Below are 22,179 nucleotides of genomic sequence, written 5' to 3' on the forward strand. Positions count from 1 at the left end.
ATGATCCGGCGGTCTGCGGCCGCCTGCCGCGCAAGGAATCTGCATGAACGCATCGCCGCACCTTCCCGTCCGCCTCGCTCTTTCTGCAGCGGCCGTGGCCGCCGTGCTGCTCGTCGCCGGCTGCGGCGAGGCCGCCAAGCTCGCGCCCGAACTCACGACCGGCCCCCGGCCGCAGCTGGCCGATCCGAACAAGACGCTGATCCCCACCGTCAACGTGGCGCCCGCCGTCGGCTGGACCGACACCGCCGCGCCCACCCCCGCCGAAGGCCTGCGCGTGACGGCGCTGGCGCGCGGGCTGGACCACCCGCGCTGGGTCTACACGCTGCCCAACGGCGACGTGCTGGTGGCCGAGAGCAACAAGCCGCCCCAACCCGAAGGCAGCGGCGCCGGTGGCCCGGTCGCCGCGGTGCGCAACTGGGTCATGGGCAAGGTCATGGGGCGCGCGGGCGCCGGCGTGCCCAGCGCCAACCGCATCACCCTGCTGCGCGACGCCGACGGCGACGGCCTGGCCGAGGTGAAGCAGGTGTTCCTGGCGAACCTGACATCGCCCTACGGCATGGCGCTGGTCGGCAACGAGCTCTTCATCGCCAACGCCGACGCGCTCGTGAAGGTGCCCTACACCGAGGGCCAGACCTCGGTCAGCGCCACGCCCACCGTGGTGACGGCGCTGCCCGCGGGCATCAACCACCACTGGACCAAGAACGTCATCGCCAATGCCGACGGCAGCAAGCTCTATGTGACGGTCGGCTCCAACAGCAACATCGGCGAGAACGGCATGGCGGCCGAAGAGGGCCGCGCCGCGATCTGGGAGGTCGATGCGAAGAGCGGCGAAAAGCGCCTGTTCGCCAGCGGCCTGCGCAACCCCAACGGCCTGGGCTGGGAGCCCGAGACCAACGTGCTGTGGACCGTGGTGAACGAGCGCGACGAGATCGGCAGCGACCTCGTGCCCGACTACCTCACCTCGGTGAAAGAGGGCGCCTTCTACGGCTGGCCCTGGAGCTACTGGGGTGGCGTGGTCGATGCGCGCGTCACGCCGCAACAGCCCGAGCGCGTGGCCAAGGCGCTGGCGCCCGACTACGCGCTGGGCGCGCACGTCGCGCCGCTGGGGCTGGTGTTCTCGCACGCGCGCGGCATGCCGCCCGAGTTCGCGAGCGGCGCCTTCATCGGCGAGCACGGCTCGTGGAACCGCAAGCCCAAGTCGGGCTACAAGGTGGTGTTCGTGCCCTTCATCGGCGGCAAGCCGAGCGGGCCGCCGGTCGACGTGCTCACGGGCTTCCTGAGCGCCGACGAAAAGGCGCACGGCCGGCCGGTGGGCGTGGCGCTGGACAAGAACGGCGCGCTGCTGGTGGCGGACGACGTGGGCAACGCGGTGTGGCGCGTGTCGCGCAGCAAGCCCAACTGAAGCGCGATCAGCCCCGGCGTGCCGACGACAGGCGCGGCACCAACTGGGCCGCCGGCCCGTCGACGCGGCGCCGGCTGGTGTCGCCGCGCAGGTGGTCGAACAGCAGCGCAATCGCCTGCTGCGCCACCTCGTCCAGGTGCAGGTCGACAGCCGTGAGCGGCGGCACGCAGGTGCGCGCGCGCAGGCCGTCGTAGCGCGTGGCGACCATCACGTCCTCGGGAATGCGTCGGCCCGATTCGTGCACGGCCGTCACCGTGCCGGAGGCGAACGCGTCGACCGGCACGCAGAAGGCGTCGATGTCGGGGTGCGCCGCCAGCAGCGCCAGCGCGGCCTGCCGGCCGCCGTTCTCGCCCTCGGCCTCGTCGACCAGCGAGAGCAGCGGTGCCTGCCCGCGCGCGGCGGCGAAGGCCTGGTAGGCCGCCTGGCCTTCCACATAGGAATTGCGCGCGGCCGAGCCGAGGATCATCGCGACCTTGCGCGCGCCCTGGTCGTGCAGGTGTTCGAGCAGCAGGCGCGTCGTCTGGCCCGAATGGATGTCGACATAGGGCGGCATCGCCGGCCCGTCGGCGGCTTCCTCGGCCGGCTTGCCGATGGCCACCACCGGCAGGCCGCGCCGCAGCAGGTACGCCAGGTTGGGGTCGCCCGCCGAAGGCTCGATGACCAGCGCACCGTCCACGTCGAGCAGCTCCATGGGCACGCGCCCGGTTTCCATCGGCGGCGCCAGCACCAGCGCCAGGCGGCGGTCCAGGGCTGCGGCGGCCGCCACGGCCGCCACCTCCATCAGGAAGCCCAGGCGCGACGGGCCGCCGGCCACCGCGAAGGGCATCGAAGACAGCAGCACGATCATGTGCGCCTCGCCCGTGCGCAGCCGCTGCGCATTGCGGTTGGGCCGGTAGCCCAGCTTCAGCGCCGCCTGCTCGACGCGCGCGCGCGTTTCGGCGTCGACCTGGCCCCGGGCGTTGAGCGCGTGCGAGACGGTGGTCGGCGACACGCCCGCTTCGCGTGCCACGTCCTTGATGTTTGCCCGCGGCGATGGATTGGTGCTCATCCCGTTGACCTTTTCGAAAAGCGGTGATTCAATTCCCAAATCGTTTTGGGGCGCCATGCCACGGAATGTACTTCACCCGCTTCGGCGGCTTTTTTTGCCAGTGCGCCCAAATCGATTTGGGCGCGGTCCCGGTTCAAGGATTCCATGATGTCCCGTGTGCCCGATGCCTCTGCTGTGCCCCCGGTCGTGCCTGTCGGCGCGCCTTCCGCCATCGCCCCGGTCGATGCGGTGCTGCCCCTGTCGCAACTGCTGCTGTTCGGCCTGCAGCACGTGCTGGTGATGGCGGCCGTGCCGATCACCTCGGTGTTCCTCGTGGCCAAGGCGCTGGGGCTGGAGTCCGCGCTCACGGTCAACCTGATCAGCGCCACCTTCCTGCTGTGCGGCGTGGGCACCTTGCTGCAGTCGTTCGGGCCGTGGAAGTTCGGCGCGCGCCTGCCCTTCGTGATGGTGCCGGGTGGCGCGCCCATCGTGATGTTCGTGACCATCGCCCAGCAGCGCGACCTGCAGACCGCCTCGGGCGCGGTGATCCTCACGGCGCTCTTCTATTTCCTGGTGCTGCCGGTGTTCGCGCGCTGCCTGCGCTACTTTCCGAAGATCGTCATCGGCACCTTGCTGCTGCTGGTGTCGATCAACCTCGTGAAGGTGTACGGCGGCATCATCGCGGGCAAGGCCGGCACGTCCACCTTTGCCGACCCGGTGAACATCGGGCTGGCGCTCGCGACCATCGGCTTCACGGTGCTGTTCGCGCGCGTGTTCAAGGGCACGCTCGGCCAGCTCGCGGTGCTGCTGGGGCTGCTGGCCGGCACGGTGCTGGCCGCGGCCTGCGGGCTGATGGACTTCAGCAGCGTGGCGGCCGGCCCCTTCTGGAGCGCGCCGACGCTGCTGCCCTTCGGCATGCCGCGCTTCGACCTGGTGGCGGCCGTGCCGCTCCTGATCTTCAGCATCATCTCGATGGTCGAGGCCACGGGGCAGACCGTGGCGGTGGCCGAGGTGGTGGGCCGCAAGATCGATCCGCGCGACGTGGTGCCGCGCACCATCCGCGGCGACGCGCTGGTGTCGCTGGCGGGGGGCCTGTTCGGCACCTCGATGATCATCACCAGCGGCGAGAACATCGGCATCGTGCGCGCCACCAACGTGCGTTCGCGCTACGTGACGGCCGCGGCCGGCGTGATCCTGATCCTCATCGCGCTGTCGGCGCCGCTGGGCCGGCTGGCCAGCGCCATTCCGTCGGCCGTGGTCGGCGGCACCGCGATGGTGGTGTTCGCGATCATCGGCACCATGGGCATCGACATGCTGCGCAAGGTCGACCTGCACGAGCGCGGCAACATGTTCGTGCTGGCCGGCGCGCTGACCATGGGCCTGCTGCCCATCGTCGTGCCGGGCCTGTACAGCCGCTTTCCCGACACGCTGCAGCTGGTGCTGGGCAACGGCCTGGCCATGGGCTCGCTCACGGCGGTGGTGCTCAACCTGGTGTTCAACCGCGTGCCGGCCGACAGCCCGGCCATCGCACCGGCGCCGCAATGAGCGCCTCCTCATTTCCTTTCCCGTTCTCTCCTTTCATCATGTCTCCTGAACTCGATGCCGCGCACTTCGCGGCCGACGAGCTGCTGCTCGTTCCCGACCACCTGATGCTGCGCGACGGCCCCGCCACCGGCCATGCCGTGCGCATCGAAGGCGGGCGCTTTCGCGAGGTCGGCCCCGCCGACGCGCTCATCGCCCGCCACCCGCAGCTCACGCCGCTGCACCTGCCCGGCAAGCTGCTGATGCCGGGCATGATCGACGCGCACCACCACCTCACGCAGTCCTTCGGCAAGTCGCTGGCCTATGGCGAGCCGTCCGAGATCTTCCGGCGCGTGTGGGTGCCGCTCGAGTCGAGCCTGGACGACGAGTTCGTCTACATGGCGTCCAAGCTTGCGGCGCTCGAGTCGCTGCGCGGCGGCTTCACCACCGTGTGCGACGCGGGCACGCGCGCGCCGGGCGACATCGGCGCCGTGGCCGCCGCCGTGCAGGAGGCCGGGCTGCGCTGCGTGCTGGGCCTGATCTGCAACGACGGCGGCAACGACAGCAGCGCCACCGAACGGCAGGCGATCCAGTCGCATGCCGCGCAGTTCCTGCAGCAGTGGTCGGGTGCGGAGCTGGTGCATCCCTCGCTTGCCATCTCGGTGCCCGAAGCGGCGTCCGACGAGATGCTGGTCGCCGTGTCGGCCCTGTGCGCCGAGGCGCGCACCGTGTTCCAGACGCACGTCAACGAACACCTCGCCTCGGTCGAGCGCTCGGTCGTGCAGCGCGGCAGGCGGCCGCTGGAGCTGCTGGCGCACCTGGGCGCGCTCGGCCCGCAGGTGCTCATTGCGCACGGCACGCTGGTCACGCCCTCGGAACTCATGGTGCTGCGCGACACCGACACCGCCGTGAGCTACAACCCCGTCGCCAGCCAGTGGAAGGGCAACGCCGTGGCGCCCGCGAACCTGATGGCCGCGCTGGGCATCCGCTTCGGCCTGGGCACCGACGCCACGCGCAGCGACGCCTTCCGCCTGATGGACGCCGCCGAAGCCGCGCAGAAGCTGGCCTTCGGCATGGCCATCGGCGATGCGTCGAGTGGCGGCGGCTGGACCTGGTTCGACCACGCCACGCACGAAGGCGCGCGCGCCGTGGGCCTGGGCCACCTCACGGGCGAGATCGCCGTGGGCAAGGCGGCCGACTTCCTCATCGTCGATGTCGACACGCCCGAGATGTGCACCTCGGTCGACCTCACGTGGGACCTCGTGCGCCTGGGCAACCGCGACCAGATCGTGGCCGTGTTCGTCGACGGACGCCTGCGCCTGTGGGAAGGCTGGCCGCCCGACTGGGATGCGCGCGCGCTGCAGCATCAGCTGGCGCGCGTCGCCCACGCGGCCATGGACCGCGCGCCCATCGTGCGCTTGCATCCCCCGGCCGCCGCGCACCGCCGCCTGGCCTCGGAGCGGCACTCGCAGTGAGCGCGCAGCACCTCGTCCTCGTCTCGCTCGCCGTGCTGTTCGCCGCCTTCGTGCAGGGCGCGACCGGCGTCGGCTTTGCGCTCATCGCCGCGCCGGTGATCGGCATCGTGCGCCCCGACCTGCTGCCCGTGTGCGTGCTGGTGCTGATGCTGCCGCTGAACTTCTACGTGATGTGGCGCGAGCGCGGCGCCATCGACCGCACCGGCGCCAGCTGGATCACCGGCGGGCGCCTGCTCGGCACCGTCGGCGGCCTGTGGGTGCTGGCGGCGCTGAGCGCGAGCCACCTGTCGCTGTTCGTCGGCGCCTCGACCATCGCGGCGGCGCTGGTCACGTTGATGATGCCGGCCTTCTCGCCGGGCCGCACCGCGTTCGTGGCGGCGGGGCTCGTCACCGGCGTCACCGAAACCGCGACCGGCATCGGCGGGCCGCCGCTGGCGCTGGTCTACCAGCACCAGCCGGCGCCCACCATGCGCTCGACCATCGCGCTGTGCTTTCTGGTCGGTGAGCTGGTGTCGCTGGCCACGCTGATGGCGGCGGGGCGCATCGACGGCTCACAGCTCTACGCCGCAGCCCTGCTGTTGCCTGCGCTCGTCGTGGGCGCGGTGCTCAGCCGCGTGGTGCATCGGCGCATCAACGGCCGCGTGCTGCGCATCTTCGTGCAGGTCTTCGCGATCGTGTCGGGCGCCGCACTGCTGCTGCATTCATTCTGAGGCGCGCTGCGCGGCCTGCCATGCCGCGCGGTCGATGCGAAACAGCCGGTGGCCGCGCAGCGCATCGCCTTCGGGCACTGCCGGATGCTCGAAGGCACCGGCCACGTCCTCGTGCATGCCCAGGCGCGCCATCACGGCGGCCGAGCGCAGGTTGCCGTTGGCGGTGAACGCCACGATCTCGTCGAGCCCGAGCCGTTCGAAGCCGACCTGCAGCGCGCCGCGCGCGGCCTCCGTCGCGAAGCCCTGGCCCCAGCTGGCGCGCGACAGGCGCCAGCCGATCTCCACGCAGGGCGAGAAAGGCAGCGTGGCCATCGGCACGTTCAGGCCGGTGAAGCCGATGAACTCGCCGGTGTCCTTGCGCTCGACGGCCCAGAAGCCCCAGCCCTTCTGCGCGATGAGCGCCTGGGTACGGTGGGCCGCGGCGTCGCTCTCGGCGCGCGTGGGCAAGGGCAGCAGGAACTCCATCACCTGCGGGTCGCAGGCCAGCGCGAAAAATGGCGCGAGATCGCTCTCGCGCCATTGGCGCACCCGCAGGCGCGGGGTGTCGAATTCGATGAGGGGCGGATGTGTGCTTTCTTCGGTCATGCGACCGATTGTGCTCAGAACCCGGCCAGCACCACTTTGCCCTGCGCCTTGCCGCTCTCGATGAGCGTGTGCGCCTTCTTCAAATTCGCGGCGTTGATGGTGCCGAAGCTCGCATTCGCCGTGGTGCGGATGCGGCCCGCGTCGACCAGCGCGGCCACTTCGGCCAGCAGCTTGCCTTGCTCGGCGATGTCGGGCGTGGTGAAGCGCGAGCGCGTGAACATCATTTCCCAGTGCAGCGAGATGCACTTGGTCTTCAGCGGCATCGCGTCGAGCACCTTCATGTCGTCGATCACCGCGAGCTGGCCCTGGGGCTTGAGGCTCTCGATGAGCTGCGCGTAGTGCTGGTCGGTCTGCGTGAGGCTGGCGACCATGTCGACTTCATCGATGCCGGCGGCCTTCAGTTCGGCGGCGAGCGGCTTCGAGTGGTCGATGACGACGTGCGCGCCCAGCGCCAGGCACCAGGCGCGCGTTTCGGCGCGCGAGGCGGTGGCGACCACGCGCAGCTTCGTGAGCTGGCGCGCGAGCTGGATGAGGATGGAGCCCACGCCGCCCGCGCCGCCGGTGATCAGCAGCGTCTGGCCTTCGCCGCCGTCCTTGGGCACCTGCAGGCGGTCGAACAGCAGCTCGTAGGCGGTGATGGTGGTCAGCGGCAATGCGGCGGCTTGCGCGTCGTCGAGGCTCTTCGGGGCGAGGGCGGCGATGCGCTCGTCGACCGCGTGCAGTTCCGAATTGGCGCCGGGGCGAATGATGGAGCCGGCGTAGTAGACGCGGTCGCCGACCTTGAAGTCCTGCACGCCGCTGCCGATGGCTTCGACGGTGCCGACCGCGTCCCAGCCCAGCACCTTGGCCTGGCCGGCTTCGGGGGCGGCGTTCTTGCGGACCTTGGTGTCGACCGGGTTGACCGACACGGCCTTCACGCGCACCAGCAGGTCGCGCGCGCCGGGGACGGGGGCGGGGAGCTCGATGTCTTGCAGCGATTCGGGGTGGTCGATGGGGAGGGGCTGGTGGTAGCCGACGGCTTTCATGGGAAGAGACCTTCTTTCTGGAACGATGGCTGGACTGTAGGATGACAACGTCTGTTTGATAAGGTGGCCTGAATCACCAACACTTTCAAATGAAGATTGAAAATATATCGGACCTGCAGGTGCTCGTGCAGACGGCGCGTGGCGGCACGTTGACGGCGGCGGGGCATGCGCTGGGGATCACGCCCGCCGCGGCCAGTGCGACGTTGAAGCGGCTGGAGGCGCAGTTGGGGGCGCGGCTGTTCGAGCGCTCGACGCGGGCGATGCGCCTGACGCCGCAGGGGCAGACGCTGCTCGACTATGCGGTGCGTGCTTTTGAACTGTTGGATGAAGGGGAGTCGCTGGTCACTGCGGATCGGGGGGAACTCGTCGGGACCTTGCGCGTGGCCTCGCCGTCGGACCTGACGCGCAGCACGCTGCTGCCGTGGTTCGACGAGTTTCTGGCGCTGCATCCGGGGGTGCAGTTGTCGCTTTCCGTCGGGGATCGGCCGCTGGACGTGATGCGCGACGAAGTGGACGTGGCGTTGCGCTACGGGGCGCTGGCCGATTCGCGGCTGGTGGCGCGGGCGTTTGCGCTGACGAATCCGGTGCTGACGGCTTCACCGGACTATCTGCGTCGGCATCCTTTGCCTCGGGTTCCGCAGGATCTGCTGCAGCACAACTGCCTGACGTTCAACCGGAGTGGGCGACGGCACCGGGTGTGGCGGTTTGCGCAGTTGGGGCAGTGGACGGAAGTGCGGGTGAATGGGGATCGGAGTGTGGATGATGCTTCGCTGGCGCGGGAGTGGACTGTGGCGGGGTATGGGATCTCTCTGAAGTCGGCGCTGGATGTGCGGGAGGACATTCGCTCAGGGCGGTTGGTGCGGCTGTTGCCTGATTGGGAGACGGAGCCTTATCCGTTGCATGCGCTGTTGCCTAGTGGGAGGTTTGTGCCGGCTCGGGTTCGGGGGTTTGTGGATTTCCTGGCGTTGAAGTTCGAGGGGTTGTTGGCTGTGGGGTGATTTCTTGAGGCTGCTGGCCGGGACTCGCCCCGGCGGGCGACTCACTTTCTTTGCTTCGCCAAAGAAAGTAAGCAAAGAAAGGCGACCCCACTGTCCGCGTCCCTCCGCTTCGCTGCGGGCAACCTGCGGTGCTCGCGTTTCGCGGGGTCTCGCCCAAACTCGCTTCGCTCAAACAAGGGCGAGCCCTGATCCGCGAAACGCTGCGCTCCTCGGCGCGGCCAGAGGGGAGGGGGAGCACTCGGGCCATCGCTTCGCTCGGCCTGGGGGATCGCATCACTGCGTTCGCTCGCCGGCGGACTTACTCCCTCTCCCTCTGGGAGAGGGTTGGGGTGAGGGCAGCGGCCTTCGAACCCGCCATGTCCATCCTCAAATCATCGGCGTCACCGCCCCATCCATCGCCACGATCACCCCGGTCACATAGCTTGCCTTCGGCGACGCCAGGAAGAGCACGGTGTTGGCGACTTCCTCGGGCGTCGCGATGCGGCCCAGCGGCAGGCGTGCAGTCGCACGCTCCAGCGCTTCGTCGGTGTCGATGCCCTGCAGCTTGGCGTCGGCCTTCATGCCTTCCTGCAACCGCGCGGTCAGCGTGAGGCCGGGGTTCACGGCGTTCACGCGCACGCCCTTGGCCGCATAGGCCGCGGCCATGCCGGCACTCACCAGCATCAGCGCGGCGTTGGCGGCACCGCCGGCCATGTGCACGGGGCTGGCGACCTTGCCGCCCTGGCCGATGACGTTGACGATCGCGCCGTGGCCGCGCGTGCCCATGCGCTTCACGACCGGGTCGATCATGTGGATGTAGGTGAAGTACTTGGCGTCCATCGCGTCGTGCCACGCAGCGGGCGTGAGCTCGTCGGGCGGGGTGCGGCGCGCGGCGCCTGCCGAGTTGACGAGCACGTCGACGGGGGCGAAGGCCTGCTCGGCGGCGTCGAGGGCGGCCACGGCACTGGCGGGGTTCTTGAGGTCGGCGGCGTGCAGGCTGACGCGGCCTTCGGCTTGCGGGAACGCGGCGAGCAGCGACTGCTGGCCCTGCTGCAGGTTCTGCAGGTCGCGCGAGACCAGGCTCACGCGCGCGCCTTCGCGCAGGAAGCCCAGCGCGCAGGCCAGGCCGATGCCCTTGCTGCCGCCGGTGATGAGAACGTGCTGGTCCTGGAGCTGGAGGTCCATGTCGGGGTCCTTGGAAGAAGGTGGGTCTGTCTGCGGCGCAGCCGCCGCGCGATTGAATCACCGCCCCGAAACCCCTGCAGCGACGCGGCCGAAAAGGCCGCGCCGGTTGCCTCTGCGAGCGTCAGGCCTTGCGGCGCTTCGCTGGCGCTTCTTCTTCCAGCGCGGCCGGCGCGGTGTCGGTGGCGTCGCGCAGATGGCCTTGGTTGTCGTGGTGCGCCAGCAGCTGGCGCGTGCGCTGCCAGGTCGACAGGCGCGCGGGCGCGACCTCGATGTACGACGCCAGCGCGAACAGCGACGACTGCTCTTTTTCCGGCGGCGTTTCGCGCCGGTGCTGGCGGCGGCGCAGCGGGCCCATGACCAGCATCGAGGCGAGGATCACGCCGATGACGATGGCGTACAGGCCCAGCAGCTGAAGCACCTCGGGCTGGGAGCGCGCACCCATCACGTAGGGCCAGGCGTACCAGATGGCGCAGAACCAGATCGCGACGGTGATCGCGGGGCGCAGCACGCGCAGCCACAGGTACATGGCCAGGGTGCGCGCCGGCGAACGGCCGTTGCCGAAGGCGTGCAATGGAATGCGCGCGGCGTCGATGATGGGTTCGTCCACCGCGGGTTGGCCCCACGAACGGGTGCGGGGCGGCGGGGCTTCGTGCAGCGCCGGCGAAGAGAGCGGGTTCTCAGGATGCATCGGAAGAAACTCCTCGGTCAGGGCTCGTCCACACCGCGCGCTTGCCGCGACGACGCATCAGAGCGTTGGGAAGGGCGACCACCGTGGTGGCCATCGTGATCGTCCAGAACGCGATCGGGTACCAGATCGTTCCGGCGAAATAGCGCATGAGGTCGCGGTCGTAGCGACGGTCGATCCACAGGCTCAGCAGCATCTGCAGGATGCAGGTCATGGCCAGCAGCGTGCCCTGCCAGTGCGGCAGCAGCGCCGAATGCCAGGCCGACTCGTGCGGCAGGAAGGGGCGGATGAAGCTGATCACCAGCACCAGCGCCATCGCATAGGCCCACACCACGCTCACCATGTACTCGCTGTAGATGAGCCACAGGCGCCAGCTGCGCAGGCGCAGGATGGACGGCGTGATGCGCAGCATGGTCTGGATGCCGCCGACGGCCCAGCGCAGGCGCTGCTTCCACAGGCCGCGCAGGGTCTCGGGCATGAGGATCCAGCACAGCGCGCGCGGCTCGAAGCGCAGGCGCCAGCCGGCGAGCTGGAGCTTCCAGCTCATGTCGATGTCCTCGGTGAGCACGTCGGGGCTCCAGAAGCCCACCTCGAGCACGGCGCGGCGGCGGAACATGGCCAGCACGCCCGACACCGTGAAGAGCGTGCCGATGAGCTGCTGCGAACGCTTGATGAGACCGATGATCGACGAGAACTCGCCCACCTGCATGCGCCCCAGCAGCGTGGTGCGCGTGCGGATGCGCGGGTTGCCGGTGACGGCGCCGATGCGATCCGAAGCCAGCATGCGCTTGAGCATCCAGGCGATGGCGTTGGGGTCGACCAGCGCGTCGCCGTCGATGCCCAGGATGTATTCGCCGCGCGCCAGCTGGCAGGCGGTGTTCAGGCCCACGGCCTTGCCCTGGTTGCTGGCGTTGTGGACCACGCGCAGGCGGCTGAACTCCAGCGTCATCTCGTCGAGCAGCTCGCCGGTGCCGTCGGTGCTGCCGTCGTTGACGGCGATCACCTCGTAGTTCGGATAGCGCGTGCGCATGAGCTGCTCGATCACTTCGCGCAGGTGCGGCGCCTCGTTGAAGCAGGGCACCACCACGGTCACGAGCGGCTGCGAGGGCAGGGCCTCGAGCGGGTCGGCCTCGACGTCGCGCTTGCGCTCGAACGACCACGCGTGCGAGAGGCCGCCCGCGATCCACACCCACGCCATGAAGAACGGGTAGTAGAAGACGAAGCCGAAGAGCACCGGCGGAATCAGGTCCACCAGCATCTGGAGCGTGTTCATCGGGGCTTCCCTCCTTCAGGCGGCAGCGTGGCGGCGTCGTGGTTGCGCCGGGGGGCGCGCGACAGCAGCGAACGCACCGAGATCGCGCGGCGCACGGTCTCCAGCGAGGGCTGGTTGTTCAGGAAGTCGTCGGGGTAGTAGCCCAGGTGGCGCACGCCGGCGCGCTGCAGCAGGGTCCACTGGCGCGTGAGCTCGGCGTCGGCCACGGGTTTCCCGGTGCGCCAGTCGCGCGCCTGCAGTTCGAACACGGTGCGGTCCAGGCCGTGCGGCGTGGCGGCCGCGCGCTGCGCGAGGCGGCCCAGCCAGGCGTCGCTGTCGGCCGGGGTGCGGGCCTCCTGCTCCATGCGCGGCATGGCCATCAGGCCGACGTAGTCGTAGGCGGCGAGCGAGGCTTCGTAGTTCTGCGCGAACCACTGCTCGGCCTGCGGCTCCAGCACCGGGCGCGCATAGAGGTTGCGCGCCGTTTCCAGCGCGGGGCGCCAGGTGCCCACGCGCGCCGCGAGTTCATGCGTGAAGTCGATCAGGTAGCGGGTCTTGGCGCTGGTCCAGCGGGCCATGAGCGCGGGGTCGGCGCGCAGCGCGGCCACGTCGGCCGGCAGGCCCCAGCGGCGGTAGGTGTCGAGCGCGGCGGGGCTGGCGTCCTCGTCGTCCGAGAGCATGGCGTCGTCGTGGAACAGCAGGCCTTCGAAGAAGGTGTGGCGGCCCAGGTCTTCGTACAGGTCGCCGACCAGCGTGCGCACGGCGGGGTCGAAGGGCGAGAGCCGGTGGTAGCGGTCGGCCGGCGCGTCGCCCTTGAGCGTGCGCACCGTGTGTGTGGCCAGCGGGTTCGACGCGGGCAGCCGGTAGGCGGTGACGGGCATCCACGCGTAGACCTTCACGCCGGTGCGGCTGCGCAGCTGCCAGGCGGCGCGGGCGAACAGGTCGGCGCGCATCGGCAGATGGCGGTTGGGAAAGTACAGCGCGTCGGCCACGCCGTCGCCGTCGGGGTCGGCATAGGCCTGCAGGAACACCGAGCGCGGGCGCACGGCGGCCACGCGCTCGATCAGCGCCGAGAGGTTGCGCTCCTGCTGGGCCGGGTCGGCGTCGTACACGTAGTCCAGGTCGACGTGCATCACGCGGTTGATCGGGCGCACCTCGCCGCCCACCGGGCTGCGCAGCATCTGCACGTAGTCGGGCGCCTCGTTGTCGTAGGCGGCCAGTGCGCGGCGGATGCGGTTGAGCGGAATCTCCTTCGTGTTCGCGCCGTCGTCGAGCGTGAAGGTGATCGGCATGCCCACGCGCGCCGAGGCTTCCAGCGCGGGCGTGTTGTAGGCGCCGTAGGGCCACACGGTGGCGCGCACCTTGGCGCCGGTGCGCTTCTCGATCAGCTCGCGGCTGCGGCGCAGGTCGGCCTCGATGCGGCGCAGGTAGGCGGCGTCGTCCTCGTAGCGGCCGGTCTTCGGGTCGTAGCGGTGCGTGGCCGCGGCGGGCAGCATGTTGCCCTGCGGGTTGGCCTGGATGCCGGTGTGCATCGCGTCGGTGTGGCTGGCGAACTCGACCAGCGGCGAGCGTGCCATCTCGGCGGCTTCGCGCCACAGCAGGAAGTTCTCGCGCGGCGCGGGCTTGTCGCCCCAGTGCACGGGCTGGCCTTCGGGCACCTCGAGCCAGCTCGTCACCAGCGCGAACAGCGCGGGGTAGTTGAAGCGCTGGAGCAGCGGGAACACGTGGGTGTAGGCACTGCGGTAGCCGTCGTCGAAGGTCAGCAGCACGGGCTGCGAGGGCAGCGGCTTGCCGCCTTTGCGCGCATCGATGATCTGCTGCAGGCTGACCGGGTGGTAGCCGTTGTGGCGCAGCCAGGCGAACACTTCGGCGAGCGTGCGCTCGTCGATGGCGGTTTCATCGGGCGAGGTCTCGAAGCTGGCGCGCACGTTGGGGCGCACGTCGTGGAACGAGATCACGCGGAAGTCGACGCCGTTGTCGGGGTCGGCGGGCAGCACCGGCGCAGCGAGTGCAGGCAAGGCCGCCGCCAGCAGCAGCCCGAGCAGGGCCGCGCGCAGCCGGAGGAAGAAGGTGGGGGCTTGCATCACGGACATCACTGCAGGGGCATCGAAAGGTTCAGGAACACGCCGCGCTGTTTTTCGCGCACGCCGTCGTAGGGGTGGCTGCCGAAGGTCAGGCCGTAGCGCAGCGTGAGCTTCTGGCCCAGGGCCCAGCGGTGCTCGTAGCGCAGGTTCCACAGCGGGCCGCTGCCGAAGCCGGCCTGCTGGTAGCTGCCGCCGCCGAGCTCCAGCACCTGGAAGAACTGGCGGTCGTCGCTTTTCCAGGTGAGCCACTGGCCGCGCACCGACAGCTGCGCGCTGGCGTCGCGCGAGGGGCTGAAGTAGCGCACGTCCTGCAGGCGGCTGCGGCTGGCATCGACGCCCAGCCGCGTCTCGAGCTGGAAGCGCGGCGTGCTGACCCAGCGCTCGCGCCAGCCGAAGTCGAGGCCGTCGCGCAGGTTGCCGTCGCTGAAGTCGAGCCGGCGCCATTGCAGGTCGAATCGGCGCGATTCGTTGACGACGTAGGCCGCGCTGGCGCCGAACTCGCGCGCGCCGATGGCCTGCGCGCCGAAGGGCACGGCGCGGGCTTTCCAGGGCAGCTCCTTGCTGTCGCCGTCGTAGGTGGCCGACAGGCGCCAGGCGTCGCTGGCGCGGTAGTCGACGCGGCCGGCCACGCTGTTGCGGTAGCGCCCGCTGTTCGCATGCTGCAGCACGCCTTCGGCCAGCCAGCGGCCTTGTTGCCAGCTCGCGCCGAGGCCGCCACGCGCCCACTGGGCGGTGCCCTCGGAGGTGTAGCCGCGGCCCAGCGTCTGCGCGTAGAACACGCGCCAGGCGTCGCCGATGAGGCCGGAGCTGAGCCGGCTGTCGACGCGCCATTCGCGGCTGGCCAGCGTGCCGCCGCCGCGCGAACCTTCGGCATCGATCTCGAGCTGCGGGCCGACCAGCGATCGGCGCTTGCGTGCCATCTCGCGCACCTCGGCGGCGTCGGGCGCGTCGGCTTCGAGCGCCTCGGCGCGCAGCCGCGCGGCGCGGAATTCGTCGGCGTCGAGCAGCGCTTCGACATGGCCGGTGCGCACGCTCAGGTCGTCGGGGTGGTCGGCACTCAGCGCCTCGAAGCGCGCCACGGCCGCCTCGGGGTGCTCGCGCAGCCGCTCGGTGAGCGCGGCGCCGTAGGCGTAGCCCGCGTTGAGCGGGGCTTCCTGCGTGAGCGTGTTGAAGCGCGGCTGCGCGATCTTCGGCCGGTCGCCGTAGAGCTGCAGCAATGCGCCCAGGCCGCTCACTTCCGAGAACTGGTCGTTGGGACGGCCGGCTTCCGGCGCCAGCCGCATCAGCACGGGCGTGGCGCTTTCGATGCGCTGGAGCAGCGCCTCGGCCTCGTCGAAGCGGCCGGTGTCGAGGTAGGCGTAGACCAGGCCGAAATGCAGGCTGTCGGGCATCGGCAGGTCGACGACCGCCTTTTCGAACAGCGGCACGGCATCGGCCGAGCGGCGCTCCTGCGCCAGCGCGCGGGCGGCGGTGCCCAGCGCGTAGGGCGGCAGCGCGGTGCCGCCGGCACGCAGGCTGTCGTACAGCGCGATGGTGTCGGCGGGACGCCCGCGCTCCAGCAGCGCCGCCATGCGGTCGGACTGCAGTCGCATGCGCAGCGTGCGCCAGGTGTCGGCGTCCTGAGGGGCGGGCTGCGCGAGCGCGGCGTCGACGCGGGCCAGCGCGGCGCTCTGGGCGGCCAGCACCTTGTCGAGGTCGGTGACGCGCGCCGCGCCCAGGCGCTGGTCGCGTGCCTTCACGGCCCAGCGCAGCTGCTGCGCCAGTGCCTGCTGTTCGAGCAGCGCGAGCGTCAGCGGGGCGAGGCTGCCGGGCTGCTTGCGTTCGGCCGCCTGCGCGTCCTCGAACGCGGCCGTGGCGCCGCCGTACTCGGCCAGCAGGAAGTCCGCGTCGCGCTGTGCATCGCGGCGCGTGGGCTGCAGCGCGGTGATTTCGCCGTAGGCCGTGAGCGCCTGGAAGGGCTGGCCCTGGGCGCGCGCCAGCGCGGCGCGCAGGTCGAGCAGCGCGACGCGGTCGGCGACCGCTGTGGGCGCAGGCTGTGCGAGTGCGCGGTAGAGGGTTTGCGCGCCCGCCGTGTCGCCGCTGGCCAGGCGCCAGAAGGCTTCGTGGACGCGCGGTTCGCGGGCCGTTGGCTGGCGCGCGCGCCAGACCTTGACCGTGTCCCCTTGCAAGGCGATGTCGCCCGTGCGTCGCGCGGCGCCGGCCAGCGGGCCGAGCGCGTAGTCACCCAACTCGCTTGGCGGCACCTGGTGGCCCACGGCCACTGCATCGGCGAACTGGCCCTCGGCCACCGCGATCGCGATGGCGTCGGACGCCACGCGGCGGCGCTGCTCGTCGGCCAGCGGGGCGGCCAGCCATTGGCGCAGCTGTTGCAGGGCGTGGGCCGGCGTGATGCGACCGGCACGGCGCGCGACGATGAGGGCGTCGTGCTGCGATGCGTCGTAAGCCACCGCGCCGCCAAGGGTGGCGACAGGCGGGGGCGTGACAGTGGAATCCGCGTACGCGGCGCTGCTTCCGAAGACCAGCACGCACACGATCGGCGGCAAACCTCGCACGGCACGTGCGAGATGGTGAGGCAATGCCTTGAAGGGCGCGACTTTGCGCCCGGCAACGACGGTGCCTCCATTTTTTTGTGGATGGATGGACACGCTACTCCCTTTTGCGTGAACTCTCCTGGGCCGTGACAAGCCGTGGCGGAAAGTTCGTGAAAAGTGACTCTAGGTCAATTTGTAAACAATAGGACCGAACATCGGGAAAGATGAGAACTAATCGTGAACAGATTCGCGATCAATTCATCCGATGTTGGCAAGTTGTATGCAAGTGTTGCCCCATGCGTCGCCCATGGCCCCGTCCTAAGATCGCGGCATGAACGCACTTCCGGTTTCTTTGCCCCGTTTCTGGTCCCAATTGACGACGCGCGACTTCGCCGCGCTCGACGCGGCGACCACGGTGGCGGTGCTGCCGCTGGGCGCGACCGAGCAGCACGGCCCGCACCTGCCGCTGGGCGTGGACACCGTGCTGGCCGACGGCATCGTGGCCGCGGCGCTGCCGCTGTTGCCGCCGGAATTGCCGGCGCTGTTCCTGCCCACCCAGCAGATCGGCCTGAGCCCCGAGCACGCGCGCTTCGCGGGCACGCTCACCTTCTCGGCCGAGACGCTGATCCGCATGTGGAACGAGATCGGCGCGGGCGTGGCGCGTGCCGGCGTGAAGAAGCTGGTGCTGTTCAACGCCCACGGCGGCCATGTGGGCGCGATGGACATCGTGGCGCGCGAGCTGCGCGCCGCGCACGGCCTGATCGTCTACAGCGTGAGCTGGTTCAACCTGCCGCTGGGCGATGCGAACGCGCAGTTCAGCGCCCGTGAGCACCGCTTCGGCGTGCACGCGGGCGAGGTCGAGACCTCGATGATGCTGGCGCTGACGCCCGCGCTGGTGCGCATGGGCGAGGCGAAGGATTTCAGTTCCACCTCGGAGCAGCGCGCGGCCGACTGCGCGATCCTCGGCAACGGCAAGAGCGCCAAGCTCGGCTGGGCCATGGAGGACTACAACGCGCAGGGGGCGGCCGGTAACGCCGCAGCGGCCACGGCAGCGAAGGGTCAGGCGGTGATCGATGCGGCCGCGCAGCAGTTGGCGCTGCTGCTGGCCGAGGTGTCCCAGCTGCCGTTGAGCACGGCGAACACAGGGCCGCTGCCCTGAGAGCGGATCAGGCGCTGCGCCCCAGCACCCCGGCGAACATGTCCGCGTCGACATTGCCGCCGCTCAGCGCAACGCCCACCGTCTGCCCGCGCCAGCGTTCCTTCTGCTGAAGCGCCCCCGCCAGCGCGGCAGCCCCCGCGCCTTCGGCCACGTTGTGCGTGCCGCTGAAGAGCACGCGCATGGCTTCGGCCACCTCGTCGTCGGTCACGGTGATCACGTCATCGGCTTCCTGCAGGATCACGTCCAGCGACGCAGGCACCGGCGTGCGACAGGCCATGCCGTCGGCCAGCCATGTCGTGACGGGCGATTCGATGGCGCGGCGCGCGCGGAAGGAATCGCGGTAGGCCGTGGCATGCGCCGACACCACGCCGATGAGCTTGGTCGACACGCCGCAATGCGCGCGCGCCGCCGCCGCGCCGGCAAAACCGGAGCCCAGGCCGATGGGCACGAACAGCACGTCGGGCGGTGAAGCTTTCAAGGCGCTGAAGAACTCGACGTACGCGGTCGACACGCCGCGCACCAGCTCGCGATGGAACGAGGGCACGCGGTGCAGTGCGTCGCGCTCGGCCAGCACCGCCGCGTGTTCGGAGGCTGCCTGGAAGTCGTCGCCATGCTCGACCAGCGTCACGCCGAGCGCGCGCATCGCCGCGTTCTTCTCGCGCGAATTGCCGTGCGGCACCACGATGGTCGCGGCCAGCCCGTGGCGCTGCGCCGCGAAGCCGACCGACTGGCCGTGGTTGCCGCGCGTGGCGCTGATCACGTGGCGCACGGCGGGCTGCTCGCGCGCGAGGGTCTCGAAGTAGGTCAGGCCGCCGCGGATCTTGAAGGCGCCGACCGGCGTGTGGTTCTCGTGTTTGGCCCAGACCGTGGCGCCCAGGCGCTGCGACAGCTGCGGCCAGGTGTACTGGGGCGTGGGCGGCATGGCCGCATGCACGGTGCGCTGCGCGGCTTCGATCTCTTCGCGGGTGAATCGCATCGACGTCCTTCTTGTTGCTTACTTGCGTTCGGTGAGCGCCACGCGCACGGCCAGCGCGGCCAGCACGCTGCCCATGATGTAGCGCTGCGCACGCAGCCAGCCGGCGCTTTGCGACAGCACGGCCGTGATGCTCGCGGCGCCGACGATCATCACGGTGTTGACCAGCGCGCTGCTCGCCATCTGCGCCATGCCCAGCTGCAGGCTCTGCAGCAGCACCGAGCCGCGCTCGGGATGGATGAACTGCGGAAAGAACGACAGGTAGAACATTGCCACCTTCGGGTTCAGCAGGTTCGTGAGAAAGCCCATGCGAAACAGCTTGGCCGGCGGATCGGCCGGCAGCGCGCGGGCCTCGAAGGGCGCGTTGCCGCCGGGCTTGACCGCCTGCCACGCGAGCCACATCAGGTAGGCCGCGCCGGCGAAGCGGATCGCGTCGAACGCGACCGGCACCGCCAGCAGCAGCGCCGTGAGGCCCAGCGCCGCGGCGAACAGGTGCACCAGGAACGCCATCAGCACGCCGCCCAGCGAGATGAGCCCCGCGCGGCGGCCCTGGATCAGCGTGCGCGACACGCAATAGATCATGTTCGGTCCCGGCGTGAGCGCCAGCAGCAGCGAGGCGAGGGCGAACCAGGCGATTTCGGTCAGGGTGAGCATGGGGTCAGAGTCCTTGCGATTCGAGGGCGACGGGGCCGCGCGGGGTGTCGAGCACGGCGACGAGGTTGGGCGGGCCGGCATCGACCGGCAGGCCGCCCATGCCGATGGCCGTGAGTGCGGCCGACAGCGCCGGCGCGCGCGGATGCGCCACGCGCAGCGAACGCAGCGCCAGGCCCGAGGCGGGCATGGCGTCGGTGGGGTGCACCGCGCCCCACTGGATCAGCGTGGGCAGTGCGCCGTAGAACAGGCGCTGGCCGTCGTCGCGCACCGTGATCTGCCATTCGAGCCGGCCGGCCGGCGTGTCGCGCGAGGCTTCGAGCAGGTGGCCGCGGTCGATGTGCGCATGCTCCTCGCGCGCGAGCGCCTGCGTGGCGGCGTGTGCATCGGGCACGCGCGCCACGAAGTGGATGAGCCGCGGGCCGCGCTGCGCGAGCGCGGCCTGCAGCGCGGCGTCGTCCAGGTCGAACCAGCGGCGCGTCTTCGGCCGCGACGGCGCCTTGCCGGGTTCGATCGCGATGATCTCGGCATAGGCGCGCGGGAACGCGGCGCTCGCGATGTTCAGCAGCCGGTTGTGCGTGCCCATGAGCGGGTGCACGCCGCCGGGCGCGGGCGTGACGCCGAGCGTGGCCTCGCACCATGCCACGCCCTCGGCCAGCGAGGCGGCGGCGATCACCAGGTGGTCGACTTCGGCGGGGTGCATGGTGTGGCTTCCGTTCAGAGCGTGACGTGGCCGTCGACGCAGGTCACGGCATCGCCGCCGACCCAGATCGTGCCGTCGCTGTCGCGCTCGATGTGCACGCGGCCCGCGCGGCCCAGGCACTGGCCTTGCGCGGCCAGGTAGCGCTCGGGCATGTGGCCGTCGGCGATCAGCCATTCGGCCAGGCTGGCGTTGAGGCTGCCGGTGACCGGGTCTTCCTGCACGCCGATGGGCTCGGCGAAGGCGCGCACCTCGAGGTCGATCTTCGCGCCGTCGTCGTTCGGCGTGGCGGGGCGGTTGCCGAAGGCGCGTGCCTCGCGGTTCGAACGGCCGATGAGCAGCGAGGTGTCGTGCGCCGAGGGCACGCCGGCCACGCCGGCCTTCACGCCCAGTTCCTTCAGCGCGCGGTGGTCGGGCTGCAGCGCCAGCACGGCGTCGGCGTCGTTCAGCAGCAGGCCGAACCAGACCGGGCCGTTGTCGAGCACCTGCGCCGCGATGACCTGCTGCGCCTTCAGGCCCAGCGCGCCGGCCACCTTGGCCAGCAGCGCGGGGCTCGGGGCGCTGCGCTTGAGCGGCGGCGCGGCAAAGGCCAGGCGCTCGCCGTCGCGCCGCAGCGGCACGAGGCCCGCACCGCACTGCTGCACCACGCGGCCCGCCACCTTGGGCTTGCCGCCGGCCTGCAGCCACGCATGGCAGCTGCCGATGGTCGGGTGGCCGGCAAAGGGCAGCTCGCCGCCGGGCGTGAAGATGCGCACGCGGTAGTCGGCGCCCGGGTCGGTCGGCGGCAGCAGGAAGGTGGTCTCCGACAGGTTGGTCCACTGCGCGAAGCGCTGCATGGCGGCGTCGTCCAGGTCCTGGCCGTCGATCACCACCGCGAGCGGGTTGCCGTAGTAGGCGGTGGCGGTGAAGACGTCGACTTGCTTGAAGGGGCGGGATTTCATCAGGGTCATTCGAGAGATAAATCGAGCACGCCGCGCGTGCCCGGGCGGGAAAGCAGGTCGGCGTACCAGCGCTCGACGTTGGGCCAGACGGGCCGGCGGTACTCGGCGCCGGGCAGGCCGAACCAGCGGTGCGCCTCGCAGCCGATCGGGATGTCGGCCATGGTGAAGCGCTCGCCGGCCATGTAGGGGCGCTGCGCGAGGTGCGCATCGAGCATCGCGAACAGCGCCTCGCTCTCGCGCACCGACGCGGCGATCAGCGCGGGCTGGCGCTCCGAGGGCGGCGTGCGCACCCATTGCACGAAGGCGTCGCGGCTGGCGCGGTTGAGCGTGGTCTGCTGCCAGTCCATCCAGCGCTCGGCGTCGAAGCGCGCGGGCAGCTCGCTCGGGTAGAGCGTGCCGTGCGAATGCCGGGCGCACAGGTAGCGCACGATGACATTCGACTCCCACAGCGTGACGCGCTCGGCGCCTTCGCCGTCGTCGATGGTGGGCACCATGGCGTTCGGGTTGAGCGCGCGGTACTCGGGCGTCTGCACCACGCCGAACTTGCCGCCGGCCTCGGTGCGCTGGAAGTCGAGCCCGAGTTCCTGCGCGCACCACACGACCTTGCGCACGTTGATCGAACTGATGCGGCCCCAGATGTTGAGCATGTGTTCAGTGTCCTTGTGCGAAGAGGGCGCCGGCCGTGGCCTGCAGGTACGGCTCGATGTTGCGCATCGCGCGCGCCACGTAGTCTTCTTTCTCGCCGACCGGCGCGACGTAGTGCAGCGCGCTCTTCGCGGCCTCGAGGCCTTCGGTGCGCGCGATGAGCCAGGCCGCGAGGTAGGGCGCCGAGAAGCAGCCGCCCGCGGTGGCCACGTTGCCCTGCGCGAAGAAGGGCTGGTTGAGCACCTCGACGCCGGCTTCCTGCACCCAGGGCTTGGTCGTGAGGTCGGTGCAAGCGGGCACGGCGCCCAGCAGGCCGAGCTTGGCCAGCAGCAGCGTGCCCGAGCATTGCGCGCCGATGAGCTGGCGCGACGGGTCGAGCCCGCGCAGCACGCCCATCAGGCCCGCGTCGGCGGCGATCTCGCGCGTGCGGATGCCGCTGCCGACGATCACCGCGCCCGCCTCGCAGGCCGACTCGAGCGTCGCGGTGGCATGCACCGTGACGCCGTTCATCGAGGTCACGGTGGCGCTGGGCGAGGCCAGCGTCACGCGCCAGCCCGGCTTCTTCACGCGGTTGAGCACACCGAGCGCGACCAGCGAGTCGAGCTCGTTGAAGCCGTCGAAGGTGAGGATGGCGATGTGCATGGTCGTCGG

The 22,179-nt window shown here is 70.6% G+C and carries 20 protein-coding genes; 6 read left to right on the top strand and 14 right to left on the bottom strand.

Annotated features, from left to right (window positions below):
* The first annotated feature begins 43 nt into the window (after positions 1 to 43).
* Positions 44 to 1,402: a PQQ-dependent sugar dehydrogenase gene (locus tag AC07OH_RS16815; protein ID WP_495301457.1), complete on the top strand. Its 1,359-nt coding sequence runs from the start codon at positions 44 to 46 to the stop codon at positions 1,400 to 1,402.
* Positions 1,403 to 1,409: 7 nt separating this feature from the next.
* Here the strand turns inward: AC07OH_RS16815 and AC07OH_RS16820 are convergent, their stop codons facing one another.
* Positions 1,410 to 2,450: a LacI family DNA-binding transcriptional regulator gene (locus tag AC07OH_RS16820; protein ID WP_495301458.1), complete on the bottom strand. Its 1,041-nt coding sequence runs from the start codon at positions 2,448 to 2,450 to the stop codon at positions 1,410 to 1,412.
* Positions 2,451 to 2,597: 147 nt separating this feature from the next.
* On the opposite strand from AC07OH_RS16820, the gene AC07OH_RS16825 reads away from it, so the two are divergent.
* The 3 genes from AC07OH_RS16825 to AC07OH_RS16835 are packed head-to-tail and all read left to right on the top strand — an operon-like array spanning position 2,598 to position 6,135.
* Positions 2,598 to 3,974 (top strand): uracil-xanthine permease family protein, encoded by a 1,377-nt coding sequence (locus AC07OH_RS16825; protein ID WP_495301785.1) that lies wholly within the window; start codon positions 2,598 to 2,600, stop codon positions 3,972 to 3,974.
* Positions 3,975 to 4,012: 38 nt separating this feature from the next.
* Positions 4,013 to 5,425, top strand: coding sequence for an amidohydrolase family protein (locus AC07OH_RS16830; protein ID WP_495301459.1), 1,413 nt, complete (start codon positions 4,013 to 4,015; stop codon positions 5,423 to 5,425).
* Positions 5,422 to 6,135 carry a sulfite exporter TauE/SafE family protein gene (locus AC07OH_RS16835; protein WP_062480617.1) on the top strand — a complete coding sequence of 238 codons (714 nt, stop codon included), beginning with the start codon at positions 5,422 to 5,424 and terminating at the stop codon, positions 6,133 to 6,135. The genes AC07OH_RS16830 and AC07OH_RS16835 overlap by 4 nt, the downstream gene beginning before the upstream one ends.
* Here the strand turns inward: AC07OH_RS16835 and AC07OH_RS16840 are convergent.
* Complete coding sequence (locus AC07OH_RS16840) at positions 6,127 to 6,720, bottom strand: GNAT family N-acetyltransferase (protein ID WP_495301460.1); 594 nt, start codon at positions 6,718 to 6,720, stop codon at positions 6,127 to 6,129. The two genes, AC07OH_RS16835 and AC07OH_RS16840, sit on opposite strands and share 9 nt — an antisense overlap.
* 14 nt (positions 6,721 to 6,734) lie before the next feature.
* Positions 6,735 to 7,745 (bottom strand): zinc-binding alcohol dehydrogenase family protein, encoded by a 1,011-nt coding sequence (locus AC07OH_RS16845; RefSeq protein ID WP_495301461.1) that lies wholly within the window; start codon positions 7,743 to 7,745, stop codon positions 6,735 to 6,737.
* 89 nt (positions 7,746 to 7,834) lie between these two features.
* Here AC07OH_RS16845 and AC07OH_RS16850 point away from each other — a divergent pair, with 89 nt between their 5' ends.
* Complete coding sequence (locus tag AC07OH_RS16850; RefSeq protein WP_495301462.1) at positions 7,835 to 8,743, top strand: LysR family transcriptional regulator; 909 nt, start codon at positions 7,835 to 7,837, stop codon at positions 8,741 to 8,743.
* Positions 8,744 to 9,109: 366 nt separating this feature from the next.
* On the opposite strand, the gene AC07OH_RS16855 is transcribed toward AC07OH_RS16850, so the two are convergent.
* The 5 genes from AC07OH_RS16855 to pgaA form a co-directional block, all read right to left on the bottom strand.
* Positions 9,110 to 9,907, bottom strand: coding sequence for an SDR family oxidoreductase (locus AC07OH_RS16855; RefSeq protein ID WP_495301463.1), 798 nt, complete (start codon positions 9,905 to 9,907; stop codon positions 9,110 to 9,112).
* 121 nt (positions 9,908 to 10,028) lie between these two features.
* Positions 10,029 to 10,595 carry a poly-beta-1,6-N-acetyl-D-glucosamine biosynthesis protein PgaD gene (pgaD, locus tag AC07OH_RS16860; protein ID WP_495301464.1) on the bottom strand — a complete coding sequence of 189 codons (567 nt, stop codon included), beginning with the start codon at positions 10,593 to 10,595 and terminating at the stop codon, positions 10,029 to 10,031.
* Positions 10,585 to 11,865 (bottom strand): poly-beta-1,6-N-acetyl-D-glucosamine synthase, encoded by a 1,281-nt coding sequence (pgaC, locus tag AC07OH_RS16865; protein ID WP_083259086.1) that lies wholly within the window; start codon positions 11,863 to 11,865, stop codon positions 10,585 to 10,587. The genes pgaD and pgaC overlap by 11 nt, the downstream gene beginning before the upstream one ends.
* Positions 11,862 to 13,928, bottom strand: coding sequence for a poly-beta-1,6-N-acetyl-D-glucosamine N-deacetylase PgaB (pgaB, locus tag AC07OH_RS16870; protein WP_495301465.1), 2,067 nt, complete (start codon positions 13,926 to 13,928; stop codon positions 11,862 to 11,864). The genes pgaC and pgaB overlap by 4 nt, the downstream gene beginning before the upstream one ends.
* A gap of 8 nt (positions 13,929 to 13,936) precedes the next feature.
* Complete coding sequence (gene pgaA / locus AC07OH_RS16875; protein ID WP_495301466.1) at positions 13,937 to 16,480, bottom strand: poly-beta-1,6 N-acetyl-D-glucosamine export porin PgaA; 2,544 nt, start codon at positions 16,478 to 16,480, stop codon at positions 13,937 to 13,939.
* A gap of 310 nt (positions 16,481 to 16,790) precedes the next feature.
* On the opposite strand from pgaA, the gene AC07OH_RS16880 reads away from it, so the two are divergent.
* On the top strand, positions 16,791 to 17,618 hold the full coding sequence (locus AC07OH_RS16880) for a creatininase family protein (RefSeq protein WP_495301467.1): 828 nt from the start codon (positions 16,791 to 16,793) through the stop codon (positions 17,616 to 17,618).
* 7 nt (positions 17,619 to 17,625) lie between these two features.
* On the opposite strand, the gene AC07OH_RS16885 is transcribed toward AC07OH_RS16880, so the two are convergent.
* The 6 genes from AC07OH_RS16885 to AC07OH_RS16910 are packed head-to-tail and all read right to left on the bottom strand — an operon-like array spanning position 17,626 to position 22,170.
* On the bottom strand, positions 17,626 to 18,594 hold the full coding sequence (locus tag AC07OH_RS16885) for a threonine dehydratase (protein WP_495301468.1): 969 nt from the start codon (positions 18,592 to 18,594) through the stop codon (positions 17,626 to 17,628).
* Positions 18,595 to 18,612: 18 nt separating this feature from the next.
* Positions 18,613 to 19,245: a LysE family translocator gene (locus AC07OH_RS16890; protein WP_062480600.1), complete on the bottom strand. Its 633-nt coding sequence runs from the start codon at positions 19,243 to 19,245 to the stop codon at positions 18,613 to 18,615.
* 4 nt (positions 19,246 to 19,249) lie between these two features.
* The gene (locus AC07OH_RS16895; RefSeq protein ID WP_495301469.1) at positions 19,250 to 19,945 is read right to left on the bottom strand and encodes a VOC family protein; all 696 of its coding nucleotides are present in this window, start codon (positions 19,943 to 19,945) and stop codon (positions 19,250 to 19,252) included.
* Positions 19,946 to 19,959: 14 nt separating this feature from the next.
* Positions 19,960 to 20,883 (bottom strand): PhzF family phenazine biosynthesis protein, encoded by a 924-nt coding sequence (locus AC07OH_RS16900; protein WP_172438398.1) that lies wholly within the window; start codon positions 20,881 to 20,883, stop codon positions 19,960 to 19,962.
* A gap of 5 nt (positions 20,884 to 20,888) precedes the next feature.
* A complete protein-coding gene (locus AC07OH_RS16905; protein ID WP_495301470.1) occupies positions 20,889 to 21,530 on the bottom strand; it encodes a glutathione S-transferase family protein in 642 nt (213 codons plus the stop codon).
* Between the two features lie 4 nt (positions 21,531 to 21,534).
* Positions 21,535 to 22,170, bottom strand: a complete 636-nt coding sequence (locus AC07OH_RS16910; protein ID WP_495301471.1) for a DJ-1/PfpI family protein — start codon at positions 22,168 to 22,170, stop codon at positions 21,535 to 21,537.
* Positions 22,171 to 22,179 lie beyond the last annotated feature (9 nt).

Source organism: Variovorax sp. GW821-FHT10C12 (assembly GCF_059415405.1).